At 67.8% G+C, this 13636-nt stretch carries 11 protein-coding genes; 4 read left to right on the forward strand and 7 right to left on the reverse strand.

Going from position 1 to position 13636, the window contains the following annotated elements; genetic code table 11:
• The first annotated feature begins 10 nt into the window (after positions 1-10).
• Entirely contained in the window at positions 11-2227 is a 2217-nt protein-coding gene (locus tag ACWF0M_RS32755; protein WP_452239610.1) for an NADP-dependent isocitrate dehydrogenase, read from the forward strand.
• 47 nt (positions 2228-2274) lie between these two features.
• Here ACWF0M_RS32755 and ACWF0M_RS32760 read toward each other — a convergent pair whose 3' ends face one another.
• Entirely contained in the window at positions 2275-3288 is a 1014-nt protein-coding gene (locus ACWF0M_RS32760) for a metallophosphoesterase (RefSeq protein ID WP_452239611.1), read from the reverse strand.
• Between the two features lie 156 nt (positions 3289-3444).
• On the opposite strand from ACWF0M_RS32760, the gene proS reads away from it, so the two are divergent.
• A complete protein-coding gene (gene proS, locus ACWF0M_RS32765) occupies positions 3445-4857 on the forward strand; it encodes a proline--tRNA ligase (RefSeq protein WP_452239612.1) in 1413 nt (470 codons plus the stop codon).
• Here proS and ACWF0M_RS32770 read toward each other — a convergent pair.
• The 4 genes from ACWF0M_RS32770 to ACWF0M_RS32785 form a co-directional block, all read right to left on the reverse strand.
• Complete coding sequence (locus tag ACWF0M_RS32770) at positions 4854-5837, reverse strand: helix-turn-helix transcriptional regulator (protein ID WP_452239613.1); 984 nt, start codon at positions 5835-5837, stop codon at positions 4854-4856. The genes proS and ACWF0M_RS32770 overlap by 4 nt on opposite strands.
• Positions 5838-6207: 370 nt before the next feature.
• A complete protein-coding gene (locus ACWF0M_RS32775; protein WP_452239614.1) occupies positions 6208-7647 on the reverse strand; it encodes a GuaB1 family IMP dehydrogenase-related protein in 1440 nt (479 codons plus the stop codon).
• 187 nt (positions 7648-7834) lie between these two features.
• Positions 7835-8434 carry a hypothetical protein gene (locus ACWF0M_RS32780; protein ID WP_452239615.1) on the reverse strand — a complete coding sequence of 200 codons (600 nt, stop codon included), beginning with the start codon at positions 8432-8434 and terminating at the stop codon, positions 7835-7837.
• Complete coding sequence (locus tag ACWF0M_RS32785) at positions 8431-8943, reverse strand: hypothetical protein (protein ID WP_452239616.1); 513 nt, start codon at positions 8941-8943, stop codon at positions 8431-8433. The genes ACWF0M_RS32780 and ACWF0M_RS32785 overlap by 4 nt, the downstream gene beginning before the upstream one ends.
• A gap of 402 nt (positions 8944-9345) precedes the next feature.
• Here ACWF0M_RS32785 and ACWF0M_RS32790 point away from each other — a divergent pair, with 402 nt between their 5' ends.
• Positions 9346-9675 (forward strand): hypothetical protein, encoded by a 330-nt coding sequence (locus ACWF0M_RS32790; protein WP_452239617.1) that lies wholly within the window; start codon positions 9346-9348, stop codon positions 9673-9675.
• Complete coding sequence (locus ACWF0M_RS32795) at positions 9669-10685, forward strand: hypothetical protein (RefSeq protein WP_452239618.1); 1017 nt, start codon at positions 9669-9671, stop codon at positions 10683-10685. Before ACWF0M_RS32790 ends, ACWF0M_RS32795 begins: the two co-directional genes overlap by 7 nt.
• 148 nt (positions 10686-10833) lie before the next feature.
• On the opposite strand, the gene katG is transcribed toward ACWF0M_RS32795, so the two are convergent.
• Positions 10834-13050 carry a catalase/peroxidase HPI gene (gene katG, locus ACWF0M_RS32800; protein ID WP_452239619.1) on the reverse strand — a complete coding sequence of 739 codons (2217 nt, stop codon included), beginning with the start codon at positions 13048-13050 and terminating at the stop codon, positions 10834-10836.
• A gap of 49 nt (positions 13051-13099) precedes the next feature.
• Positions 13100-13525 (reverse strand): Fur family transcriptional regulator, encoded by a 426-nt coding sequence (locus tag ACWF0M_RS32805; RefSeq protein WP_452239620.1) that lies wholly within the window; start codon positions 13523-13525, stop codon positions 13100-13102.
• Positions 13526-13636 lie beyond the last annotated feature (111 nt).

The following is a 13636-nucleotide window of genomic DNA, read 5'->3' on the forward strand; positions in this document are numbered from 1 at the left end:
AGGTGGGCCCGTGACTGACTCGACGATCATCTACACCCACACCGACGAGGCTCCGGCGCTCGCCACGTACTCGTTCCTCCCTGTCGTCCAGGCGTACGCCGGCCAGGCCGGTGTCGGCGTGGAGACCCGGGACATCTCACTGGCCGGCCGGATCCTGGCCCTCTTCCCGGAGTACCTGAAGGACGACCAGCGGGTCGCGGACGCGCTCGCGGAGCTCGGTGAGCTGACGCACCACGCCGAGGCGAACATCATCAAGCTGCCGAACGTCTCGGCCTCGGTGCCGCAGCTGAAGGCCGCGATCGCCGAGCTGCAGTCCCAGGGCTACGCGCTGCCGGAGTACCCGGACGAGCCGACGACCGACGAGGAGCAGGAGATCCAGACTCGCTACGACAAGGTCAAGGGCTCCGCGGTGAACCCGGTGCTGCGCGAGGGCAACTCGGACCGCCGCGCGCCGGCCTCGGTGAAGAACTACGCCAAGACCCACCCGCACCGGATGGGCGCCTGGACCGCCGACTCGAAGACCAACGTCGCCACCATGGGCGCGAACGACTTCCGCTCCACCGAGAAGTCGGCCGTGATCGCGGCCGACGGCTCGCTGCGGATCGAGCTGGCCGCCGCGGACGGCACCACGACGGTGCTGCGCGAGTCGGTCCCGGTGCTCGCCGGTGAGATCGTCGACGCCTCGGTCCTGCACGTCGCCGCGCTGCGCGAGTTCCTGACCGCGCAGATCGCCCGGGCGAAGGCCGACGACGTACTGTTCTCGGTCCACCTCAAGGCCACGATGATGAAGGTCTCCGACCCGATCGTCTTCGGCCACGTCGTCCGGGCGTTCTTCCCGAAGACCTTCGCGCAGTACGGCGAGACGCTGGCGAAGGCCGGTCTGTCCCCGAACAACGGTCTGGGCGGGATCCTCAACGGCCTGTCCGCGCTGCCGGACGGCGACGCGATCAAGGCCTCGTTCGACGCCGAGCTGGCCGACGGCCCGGCGCTCGCGATGGTCGACTCGGACAAGGGCATCACGAACCTGCACGTCCCGTCGGACGTGATCGTGGACGCGTCGATGCCGGCCATGATCCGTACGTCGGGCCACATGTGGGGTCCGGACGGCGCCGAGCACGACACGCTCGCCGTACTGCCGGACAGCAGCTACTCGGGCATCTACCAGGTCGTCCTCGACGACTGCCGCGCGCACGGCGCGTTCGACCCGGCCACCATGGGCTCGGTGCCGAACGTCGGCCTGATGGCGCAGAAGGCCGAGGAGTACGGCTCGCACGACAAGACCTTCGAGGTCGCCACCGCCGGCACCGTCCGGCTGGTCGACGCAGGAGGCAACGTCGTCCTCGAGCAGGCCGTCGAGCCCGGTGACATCTTCCGCGCCTGCCAGACCAAGGACGCCCCGGTCCGCGACTGGGTCAAGCTGGCCGTCACCCGGGCCCGCGCGACCGGCGACCCGGCGGTGTTCTGGCTGGACGAGACCCGCGCGCACGACGCGCAGATCATCGCGAAGATCAACGAGTACCTGCCGGAGCACGACACCGAGGGCCTGGACCTCAAGATCCTGGCGCCGGTGGACGCGATCAAGCTGTCGCTGGAGCGGATCCGCCGCGGCGAGAACACGATCTCGGTGACCGGCAACGTGCTGCGCGACTACCTGACCGACCTGTTCCCGATCCTCGAGCTGGGCACCAGCGCGAAGATGCTGTCGGTCGTGCCGTTGATGGCCGGTGGCGGCCTCTTCGAGACCGGCGCGGGCGGCTCGGCGCCGAAGCATGTGCAGCAGCTGGTCAAGGAGAACTACCTGCGCTGGGACAGCCTGGGCGAGTTCTTCGCGCTGGCCGCGAGCTTCGAGCACCTGGCCCAGGCGACCGGCAACGCGCGGGCGCAGATCCTGGCCGACACCCTCGACCGGGCGACCGCCACCTTCCTGAACGAGGACAAGTCCCCGACCCGTCGCGTCGGCGGGATCGACAACCGCGGCAGCCACTTCTACCTGTCCCTGTACTGGGCGCAGGAGCTGGCCGCCCAGACCGACGACGCGGACCTGGCCAAGGCGTTCGGCCCGCTCGCCGAGACCCTCGCCGCGAACGAGCAGACCATCGTCGACGAGCTGATCGCGGTCCAGGGCAACCCGGCCGACCTCGGCGGCTACTACCAGCCCGACCCGGCCATGGCAGCAGCCATTATGCGACCCTCCAAGACCTGGAACGAAACCCTCGCCGCACTCTGAACCAAACCGAAGGGCGCCCGGTGACCACCAGGCGCCCTTCGGCGTTGTCAGGACGTGAACGGGACGCGGGTCCAGCTCAGTACGGCGGGGTTGCGCGAGTCGATCGTCACGCGCAGGTAGTCGTTGTCGGCGGTCGATCCGTCGACGGTGATCCGGGACAGGTTCTCCACCGGCGCGGTCAGACCGTAGAACTTCGTCCACGCCGAGTTCGCACCGAGCGGCTTGTCGCTGTTGTAGACGTGGCTGTCGCCGTTGAACAGGTACACGGGGCCGCGGAAGTTCGCCGCCTCGCGGGCGATCTCCTGCACGATCGGCTGGAACGCGTAGTAGTCCGCGAACGACGGGTTCGTCACGGTCGGGTCGAACATGTCGGCCTGCGTCAGCAGTACGACGGCCCGGTTGTGCTCGTCGCGGGCCTGGGCGAACGTGTCGCGGATGCTCTGCATCACGGCCGCCGTCCGGTTCAGCACCTCGGCGGTCTGCTCCGGCGTCGGCGCGGTCTTACCGGTCCACGGCGCCATACTGTTGTTGCTGCCAACGATGTGCAGGGCGGCGAACGCGACGTCGCCGCGGGTGAAGCGGACGTCCTCCGGGATGCCCTGTGCGACCTGGCTCTCGACCTTCGCCGGGTGTTGTCCCAGCGTTCGGCCGGCCTTCGGGAAGAACACCTGCCGGACCTTCGCCAGCCGCTCCAACGGGTTGTACCCGCCGTTGTTCACCCGGTGGCAGTCGGTCCACTCGTTGTCGCCGACGGTGTAGACGAGCGGGTCCGCGAAGCGGTCGAACTGGGTCTTCACCTGCGCGAAGTACTCGTCACTGCAGACCGACGAGCCGTCCTTGATATCGCCGAGATGGGTCACCAGTTGGACCGGTTCGTCCGCGTTGATCTGGTCGACCACCTTCGGGAACCGGGCGATCTGCGCGGCACCGTAGGGGATGTCGCCGATCACCGCGAAGGTGTAGGGCTCCGGTCCCCGGTCGGCGGCAGCGGTCGGAATCCCGACCGCGAGCCCGATCAGGGCCAGACACGCGGAGATCACAGGCGCACGACGTACTCTCACAACTTCCTCCAGATCCGAGGGGATACGGGCCAACTTTTCGGCCCGGTGGTGAACGCCCGGGCACTCCCGGATGAACTTCGCCGACTGAGAGTCCGCTGATAGCGGCGGCCGGAAATGCGTGGCACGGCATCGTGGGAGCTTCCTACACTGACCGTCATGACAGTTTCCCGTTCCGTGCTTGCTGCGCAGGCGACGGATTTTCCGCGATGGTTCCAGGATGTGATTGCCAAGGCCGAGCTCGCTGACAACGGGCCGGTGCGGGGGACCATGGTGGTACGACCGTACGGGTACGGGATCTGGGAACTGTTGCAGGAGGCAATGAACCGGCGGATCAAGGCGACCGGGGCGCAGAACGCGTACTTTCCGCTGCTGATTCCGGAGAGCTACCTGCAGCGCGAGGCCGAGCACGTCGAGGGTTTCAGCCCGGAGCTCGCGGTCGTGACGCATGCCGGCGGCAAGCAGCTCGAGGAGCCCGCGGTCATCCGGCCGACGTCGGAAACCGTTGTCGGTGAGTATCTGGCGAAGTGGGTCCAGAGCTACCGCGACCTCCCGCTGCTACTGAACCAATGGGCGAATGTCGTCCGCTGGGAGCTCCGTCCGCGATTGTTCCTGCGCACCACCGAATTCCTCTGGCAGGAAGGGCACACCGCGCACGTCTCCGCCGAGGACGCACGCGCCTTCGCGACGAAGATCCTGTACGACGTCTATCGCGAGGTCATGGTCGACGTCCTGGCAATCCCGGTCGTGGTCGGCCGCAAGACGCGGCGGGAACGGTTCGCGGGCGCGGTGAACACGATGACGCTCGAAGCGATGACGGGTGACGGCAAGGCCCTGCAGATGGGTACGTCGCACGAGCTCGGGCAGAACTTCGCGCGCGCGTTCGACATCGGGTACCTGTCGAGCGAAGGGCGCCGCGAGCTCGCGTGGACGACGTCCTGGGGCAGCAGCACCCGAATGGTCGGCGGACTGATCATGGTGCACGGCGACGACGCGGGCCTCCGGGTCCCGCCCGCGGTCGCTCCGGTGCAGGTCGTCGTACTTGCGGTGAAGGATGAGGCGATCGCAGCGGCTCGTGGTATCGCCGACGAGCTGACGGCGGCCGGTCTGCGCGTCACCGTCGACGACCGCGCCGACCAGCCGTTCGGGCGCCGCGCGGTCAACTGGGAGCTGAAGGGCGTCCCGATCCGCGTCGAGGTCGGCCCCCGCGACCTCGCCGCCGGCAACGCAACCGTCGTACGGCGATTGCGCGACTCGGCCAAGACCGCCGTCAACCTGACCGCACTGACCGCACACGTCGTAGCCGGGATCGAGGCGGACCAGGCGCACCTCCTGTCCGAGGCGACCGCTCGCCAGACCGCCCGCATCACCGATGTATCCACCGTCGACGAGGCGATCGACGCCGCCGCGTCCGGTTGGGCGCGCATCCCGTACGACGCGGTCGGCGAGGGGGGCGAGGACCGCCTGGCGGAATCCGGCATCACGGTCCGCTGCCTGCAACGCCCGGACGGCTCACTACCCGTCGAGGACAACGAACCGGATCTGGTGGCCTACGTGGCTCGCTCGTACTAGCGGGCCAGGTACCTGCGGACGTCGTCGGCGACCTGGGAGCGGTTGCGGAAGCCGTATTTGCGGAGGATCGCGCTGAGGTGGGTCTTGACGGTGTTGAGGCTGACGCCGAGCTCGGCCGCCAGCTGGTCGTTGTCGAGACCGTCGGTCAGCAGCACGGCGACGCCCTGCTGCGCCTTCGTCAGGCTGGTGAACCGGCGCTCAGGGCCCTCATCGGTCTCCATCAGCATCTCGATCAGCTCGGACTGGATGTGCTCGGCGGCGTCGACGATCCGCTCCAGATGCGTGTGTACGGCGGTGCTCACGTCCGGCTCGTCCAGCGCCTCGGCCGCGATCTCCCGGATCGACGCGACCCGGTGCGTCAGGTACTCCATCACGTGGTCGGACGTCAGCAGATTCGGGCCGACGTCACCCGCAGGCAGCCGGCGCAGCGCCTCCCGGTCCTCGCCCTCCCGGGTCAGGACCCGCTCCACCACCTCGCACAACCACTCGAACGCCCGTACCGCGTTGTCGTCGTACGACCTGGGCTCGTAGCTCTGCATCGAGAGCATCCCGAACAGCTGATCGGGCCCGTCCTTCGCGGGCCGGAAGATCGGCACCGTGACCGCGTCGCCGGACCGCCGCCGCAGGTCACCCACCGGTACGCCGGCGTGCAGGGTGGCACCGTTGTCGTAGGCGAACCGGTACGTGTGCCGATGCTTGATCAGCCAGGCCGTCTGCCCGTTCGGCCCGAAGATGTGGGTGTCCGGGTTCACGTACTCGCCGTCGTCGTACCCGTAGGGGTACCGCACCCGGCTGCTGCCCTGCAGGAACCCGACGAAGAAGGCGTCCACGCGCGCGATCTTCCCGGCCACCACCCGGACGTAGTCGTACAGACCGTAATGGTCGGACCGGAACAACGCTTCGATCTTGTGGTACGCCTCGCGCAGGATGATCGCTGTCTCCGCGTCAACCCGCAGCGGGGCGCCTTTGTCTGCGTCCACGACGCCGGCTCCCCACAAACCTTGCGGAATCGATCACTCGACTATGCGCCGGACGCCGCCGGTGATCAAGTGTGTTGAGCACAGCACAGTAGTCGCGGGTGGTGCCTGCGGGTTCCCGAGTCGCCCTCCCAAGCCTCGGCCGAACCCCTGCACCACCCACGACCACGAGCAGGACACCAGTGACTGTTGAGCCCCCGCGTCGATCGGTCCCGCCGCCCCCGGCGTGACCCCGACCCCCCGACGGATGGTTCGGTGCCCTTCCTCCCCCTGTTGCCTATACCGTGCCACCGATCGCCCAGCGTGACCATCGCCCGGCGCATGATGTTGCCGGGCCCCCGGTCTCATTCCGGGGGTGAGGATCTGAAGTCGATTACAGCCAGCTGGTGTCGAGCGGCTTGCCCTCGGCGTACCCGGCTGCCGTCTGCAGGCCGACGACGGCGCGCTCGTGGTACTCGGTCAGGTTGGCCGCGCCGACGTACGTGCAGGAACTGCGGATGCCCGAGACGATCGAGTCCAGCAAGTCCTCGACGCTGGGGTTCTCCGGGTCGAGGTACATCCGGGCGGTCGAGATGCCCTCCTCGAAGATGCTCTTCCGGGCCCGCTGGAACGGCGAGTCCTCTGCGGTCCGGGACCGGACGGCGCGGGCCGACGCCATCCCGAAGCTCTCCTTGTAGATCCGGCCCTCGCTGTCCCGGTGCGGGTCGCCGGGCGACTCGTACGTACCGGCGAACCAGGACCCGATCATCACGCTCGACGCCCCCGCGGCCAGCGCGAGCGCGACATCACGCGGATGCCGTACGCCGCCGTCCGCCCACACGTGCTTGCCGAGCTCGCGCGCCCTCGTCGCGCACTCCAGCACGGCGGAGAACTGCGGACGCCCGACGGCGGTCTGCATCCGGGTCGTGCACATCGCGCCCGGGCCGACACCGACCTTCACGATGTCCGCGCCGGCGTTCACCAGGTCCGTGACACCTTCCGCGGTGACGACGTTCCCGGCCACGATCGGCACCTTCGGGCCGAGCGCACGCACTCGTTCGACCACCTCTAGCATCCGCTCCTGGTGACCGTGCGCGGTGTCGATGACGAGAACGTCGACACCGACATCCAGCAACGCCTTCGCCTTCTGCTCGGCGTCGCCGTTGATCCCGATCGCGGCGGCAACGCGGAGCTTGCCGCCGGCGTCGAGTGCCGGCTCGTACAGCGTGGCGCGGAGGGCGCGCTCGCGGGTCAGGATGCCGACGATCCGGCCGTCCGTGTCGACGACCGGCGCGAGCCGATGCCGGCCGTCGTGCAGCTGGTCGAACGCCGTCTCGGGGTCGATGCCGTACGGAACCGTCAGCAGTTCACGCGACATGATCGCGTCCAGCTGGGCGAACCGGTCGACACCGGAGCAGTCGGCCTCCGTCACCACGCCGACCGGCCGGCCCTGGTCGACGACGATCACCGCACCGTGGTTGCGCTTCGGCAGCAGGTTCAGCGCCTCGCCCACAGTCCCGGTCGGCGGCAGCGTCAGGGCGGTGTCGTGGACCGGATCCCGTTCCTTGATCCAGCCAACCACGTCGGCGACCACGTCGACCGGGATGTCCTGCGGAATCACCGCGAGGCCGCCACACCGCGCGATCGTCTCGGCCATCCGCCGCCCCGACACCGCGGTCATGTTCGCCGCCACCACCGGAATCGACGCCCCGGCCCCGTCCGCGGTCCTCAGGTCCACATCCAGCCGCGACGCCACCCGAGACCGGTTGGGCACCAGAAACACGTCGCTGAAGGTCAGGTCCCCCGCCGGTTCCCGATCATGATGAAACCGCATGCCAGACCCCTTCCGCCCGAGTACAAACCCAGCCAGCCTGTCACGCAGGCGAAGACCGAACAAGCTCCATCACAGCCCGTGGTCAGACAATCCGTATCCGCTGCTCAGGCCGCGCCAACAGGCCGCCGTACAGCCTCAGGGCACCGCGAACGCCATCGTCAACAGCACGTTCTCGACTGCTCAGTCGTCAGCGGTCGAGGACACGCCCAGAGTCTGCTGGAGAGTCTCTACGGCGAACACCGAACTGGGCTGCCGCCAACGAACGAGATGTTGCCAAGGGCACCTGACCGGCGAAGGCGTGCGCGATGGCGCGATTGGCCTCGAGTTCGGCCTGGCGCTGGGCCTGGTTCTGTTTCAGGCTGGGCATACGATCACCGAACGCATTGAGACCCGGCTGACGGTCGTGGAGGTTCCGATTGAGCCGAGCGCACGTGTGCTCGTAGATGTTGCCGGAACCCTGCCGAGGCTTCACGGCCAGCAGCTCCCGCCGGGGCAGACCGCCGGCCTCAGGCGGCATCTCGCGAAACACCAGCCGATAGTCCGCCTTCTCCTGCGGATCAGACTGCAGATAAGCAGTGACGCAGTCCCGCAGATCCCCCTTCCCAGACTCATACCCCAACGCATGCCGCCCGTCCGTCCCCCCCTCGGCCAGACGCTTCATCTCGGCAAGCACCTGTTGCCGAAGGTAGACCTTGCGTGGATCGGCGCGCGCGTCGGCTGCGAGCCGTCTCAGGTCCTCGGCGAACTTGTCACAGACAATGACCTCGTACTGCGGCGCGCCACTCACGGGATCTCGTCGTCCGCGCGGCGCAACTCCTCAAGATCTTTCACGGCCTCCGGCCCCATCATCGCAGCGATTTCGTCGAGGGTCATGGCGCGGCTAGTCGGAAGCGGCTCGCTGGCGTAGACGCGGCGGGTCGGATCGTCGATCGTGCCGGGAGGGGGTTCGTCGTCGCCACGCAGTTGGCGGTACTGCGAGGTCGACATGATCACGGCCTCCGGCTCACCGGCGTCACCCCACACCACCGGCGCGAACGACCCGTACCGAATCGCAGCCACCATCCCCACGAGCTCCGCACCCACGACCTCCGCCGCGACCACGCCAGGACGACGCTCGAACTTCGACTCACCCCCAAGGTCCTCGAACTGGTCATACGTGAGCAGCACAGCCTCCGGCACCCCACCATCCCCGAAGCTGAACGCCACCCCCCGCCCCCGCCGGAACCGCCCCAGCACCCCCACAAGATCCCGCCGTACGTCCTCCACCGCCCGAATCCCCGAACCCTCAGTAGCCATACCCCCGACCCTACGACGCCGCCGCCTACGCAAACCCACTTATCCACACCCGCCGGCCACGCTGGCAGGAAGCCACGGCTCTGTGGATAACCCGACCAACGAACACCCTCCGTATGCGACGCTTACATCACCAGCATCCAGAACGGAGCCCCCATGCCGCGCCACCCGGCCTTCGGACCCGCCCTCGCAGCCCTCTGCGTCCTCCTAGCCTTGACCGCCTGCCAAGGCTCCCCCGAAGCCGGCCACCCCAACACAACCCAGCCCGCCTCATCGCCCACCCCGTCTCCCACTCCCAGCGATTCACCCGAGACGCAAGCGGTAGCGGCCGCGTCGGCGGCGTACCGGGGTTTCGTCGCGGCTACGGACACCTCCTACAGGAGCGGCGGCGTCAACGTAACAGCATTGAAGAGGTACGCCAGCGGGGTCATGCTGGCGGCCGAACTCAACCAGGCGGAGATCTTCCGCGGTAAGAAATGGCACTCTGTCGGCACGCAGCAGGTCATTTGGATCAAGCCACTGACGATCGGCAAGCCAGACGCCCACGGTCAGATCACGAACCTGATTCTCACAGCGTGTGTTGACTCCACCACGGCCGTCGCTGTCGATGCCAAGGGTAAGAGCGTCAAGCTTCCCGGCACACCCAACCAAACCATCGACGAGATGCGCATGCGCCGAACCCAGGGCGCCTGGAGGGCCGACTTCGCGCAGAGCCGGAAGGCTGCAACATGCTGATCGTCAAGCTCGCTACCCTGGCGGCCGCTCTATCCATCGTCGGTCTGTCCGCGGCGGTGGCTGACCCGACCCCTCAACGACCTGGCTGCGTCATCAGTCGGGTCAACGGACAGTGTGTCTACTCCGTCGGCGACGGTGGGGATCCGCCTAAAGAGACCGTGAAGACGACGCCTGGGGTCAAGAAGCCCGGTGGGTCTGCCTGCGTTTTCCAAGGACAGGTCGTGCCGTGCCGGACCGCCGATGGGTTCTTTGATGCAGCATCAGGGTGCTATCTGTACCCATTGGTCGCGCCGAGGTCGCTGGATATCGCGACCGGGGTCAGCGACTATCCGCCAGGCACAAAGTTCTACGGCTGCTGGAAGATTCTCGGCATCGTCGACGGCAAGCCCTTCGGCGAGATCATCATGGAGTCGGTCAATCGGCCGCCGGGCGAGACTCGGACGATCGATCCGCGGGTTGCGGCTCGGCAAGTCGTGAAGACGATGACCTTTGTTGCGCCGCAGTTGCGAGTCTCGCCGTACGTGCAGAGTGCGGATCATGTTGGCATCGTCAACGTGCCGATCTGGATGTGGGTCACCGATCCTGGGCCGACAACAACCGGGCCGCAGACCAAGACCGCGGCGCTCGGCGGTGTCTCCATTACCGCGACCGGCACCGTCGACCGCATCGAGTGGTCGATGGGTGCCGGCGACGCTGTCACCTGTAAAGGCGCCGGCACTGCGTTCACCCGCGAGATGGCAGCCGGCAAGTCCCTCAAGGACATGCCCTCGTCACCAACCTGCGGCTTCAAGTACAGCAAGTCCTCCCGCTGTGAGAAGTCCGGCACCTACAACGTCACGGCGACGGCGTACTGGACCGTCCACTGGACCGGCGGCGGCATGCAAGGCGACATCCCGCTCGACTTCAGCCGCTCGATCCCCCTCCAGATAGCCGACCTACGCCCCGTCCTCGTCGACCCGGACGGCGGCTCAACACCTCCGTCAACCGCGCCTCGAACCTGCACCACCTGAGTCCGGTGAGTTGGGGAGGGTTTCTTCCCGGATCGGGAGGGATATCCTCCCCAACCCGGCGCGGGGCAGCAGCAACGGGGCGAGGTGGCTCGCGGCGCGGGCATACGAAACCGGCTCCCCCTGGCGAGGGGGAGCCGGTTCGTTGGGTTTAGCGGTGGAGATCGAAGCGGTCGAGTTCCATGACCTTGTGCCAGGCGGTGACGAACTCGTCGACGAACTTCTGCTGGGCGTCGTCGCTCGCGTAGACCTCGGCGAGGGCGCGGAGTTCGGAGTTCGAGCCGAAGACGAGGTCGGCGCGGGTGCCGGTCCACTTGACCTCACCGTCGACGGTGGCCTCGAACGTTTCCTGGCTCTCGTCGGCGGCGTGCCACTCGGTGCCGAGGTCGAGCAGGTTCACGAAGAAGTCGTTCGTGAGCGTGCCAGGGTTGTCGGTGAGTACGCCGTACTTCGAACCGTCGTAGTTCGTACCGAGGACGCGGAGACCACCGACCAGGACTGTCAGCTCCGGAGCGCTCAGCTTGAGCAGGTTCGCGCGGTCGAGCAGCAGGTACTCGGCGGGGAGCCGGTTGCCCTTGCCGTAGTAGTTGCGGAACCCGTCCGCGACCGGCTCGAGCGCGGCGAACGAGTCCGCGTCGGTCTGCTCCGCGGAAGCGTCGACCCGACCAGGCGTGAACGGTACGACGACGTCGTACCCGGCGTTCTTCGCCGCGATCTCCACACCGACACCGCCGGCGAGGACGATCACGTCGGCCAGCGAGACCGGCTTCGCGAACGACTGCTGGATGCCCTCGAGCGTCCGCAGTACCTGCGCCAACTCGTCGGGGTTGTTGACCTCCCAGCCGCTCTGCGGCTGCAGGCGGATGCGGGCACCGTTGGCGCCGCCGCGCTTGTCACTGCCACGGAACGTCGACGCCGACGCCCACGCGGTCGACACCAGCTGCGACACCGACAGACCGGATGCAGCGATCGCGGCCTTCAGAGCGGTCACGTCGTCCTCGGTGACGAGCTCATGCGAGACGGCGGGCAGCGGGTCCTGCCAGATCAGCACCTCGCTCGGGACCTCGGAGCCGAGGTACCGGACGATCGGACCCATGTCGCGGTGGGTCAGCTTGTACCAGGCGCGCGCGAACGCGTCCGCGAACGCGTCCGGGTCCTCCTTGAACCGTCGCGCGATCGGCTCGTAGATCGGGTCGAACCGCAGCGACAGGTCGGTGGTCAGCATCGTCGGCAGCTTCTTCGGGCCGTCGTACGCGTCCGGGATGATCGCCTCGGCGTCCTTCGCGACCCACTGGTTGGCGCCGGCCGGGCTCTGCGACAGCTCCCACTCGTAGCCGAACAGGATGTCGAAGAAGTCGGTCGACCACTGCGTCGGCTTCGTGGTCCAGGTGACCTCGAGGCCGCTGGTGATCGCGTCCTTGCCCTTGCCGGTGTTGTACGTGCTCTTCCAGCCCAGGCCCTGCTGCTCGATCGACGCGGCCTCCGGCTCGGCGCCGACGTTCTCCGCCGGGCCGGCACCGTGGGTCTTGCCGAACGTGTGACCACCGGCGATCAGCGCGACGGTCTCCTCGTCGTTCATCGCCATCCGGCCGAACGTCTCGCGGATGTCGCGCGCCGCGGCGACCGGGTCCGGGTTGCCGTTCGGGCCTTCCGGGTTCACGTAGATGAGGCCCATCTGGACCGCACCGAGCGGGCGCTCGAGGTCGCGGTCACCGGAGTACCGCTTGTCGTCGAGCCAGGTGGTCTCCGGACCCCAGTACACATCGGTCTCCGGCTCCCACACGTCCTCGCGACCGCCGGCGTACCCGAAGGTCTTGAAGCCCATCGTCTCCAGCGCGACGTTGCCGGTGAGGATCAGCAGGTCGGCCCAGGAGATCTTCTGGCCGTACTTCTTCTTCACCGGCCACAGCAGCCGGCGGGCCTTGTCCAGGTTGCCGTTGTCCGGCCAGCTGTTCAGCGGCGCGAACCGCTGCTGCCCGGCTCCCGCGCCGCCGCGGCCGTCGTGAATCCGGTACGTGCCGGCGCTGTGCCAGGCCATCCGGATCATCAGCGGGCCGTAGTTCCCGAAGTCGGCCGGCCACCAGTCCTGCGAGGTGGTCAGTACGTCGGCGATGTCCGCCTTCACGGCGGCCAGGTCCAGGGTCTTGAACTCCGCGGCGTAGTCGAACTCCTCGCCGAGCGGGTTCGCGACGGCCGGGTTCTTGGCCAGGATCTTCAGGTTCAGCTGGTTCGGCCACCATTCGCGGTTGGCGTTCCCGCTGGTCGGGTGCACGCCCTGACCGTGGTTCACCGGGCAGCCACCGGTCTCGGCCTCGCCGCGGCTCTCCGCGGAGGCCTCGCCGGGCAGGGGCTCATGGTTCTCGGACATCAGATTCCTTCCAGACTGGACGTTTTCAAAGACTGGGTTTCTAAGGAAGTCAGGTACGTCGTGCGCAGTCGGCGCACAGGCCCCAATAGATGACCTCGGCCTCGTCGATGACGAACCCGTGGTCCTCGGACGCGGTCAGGCAGGGCGCATGCCCGACCGCACAGTCGACATCGGCGATGTCGCCGCACGACCGGCAGACGGCGTGGTGATGGTTGTCACCGACGCGCGATTCGTACCGCGCCACCGACCCCAACGGCTGGATCCGCCGTACCAGGCCCGCCGCCGTCAGGGTGTGCAGCGAGTCGTAGACAGCCTGGTGCGAGGCCTGGGGCAATTCGTTGCGCACGGCACCGATAATCGAGTCGGTATCCGCATGCGGATGCCCGTACACCGCGGTGAGCACCGCCAGCCGCGGCCGAGTCACCCGCAGCGAAGCCCCACGCAACAGCCCCTGAAGCTCCTCCACCGTCGGCACGCCCCAGAGTCTGTCCTGTTTTCTGGAACGAGTCAAGATTAGTCTCAATATGAAACAACCCCGTCCGGCAGGCGCCCACGGCCTACTTGTTGCCTCAGGCACCTACCGGAC

Source organism: Kribbella sp. NPDC055110 (assembly GCF_053607525.1).

Excerpts from the sequence above, each read along its gene's own strand:
- ACWF0M_RS32795 (WP_452239618.1), top strand. The coding sequence starts at position 9,669 with ATGCTGATCGTCAAGCTCGCTACCCTGGCGGCCGCTCTATCCATCGTC.
- proS (WP_452239612.1), top strand. The coding sequence starts at position 3,445 with ATGACAGTTTCCCGTTCCGTGCTTGCTGCGCAGGCGACGGATTTTCCG.
- katG (WP_452239619.1), bottom strand. The coding sequence starts at position 13,050 with ATGTCCGAGAACCATGAGCCCCTGCCCGGCGAGGCCTCCGCGGAGAGC.
- ACWF0M_RS32775 (WP_452239614.1), bottom strand. The coding sequence starts at position 7,647 with ATGCGGTTTCATCATGATCGGGAACCGGCGGGGGACCTGACCTTCAGC.
- ACWF0M_RS32785 (WP_452239616.1), bottom strand. The coding sequence starts at position 8,943 with ATGGCTACTGAGGGTTCGGGGATTCGGGCGGTGGAGGACGTACGGCGG.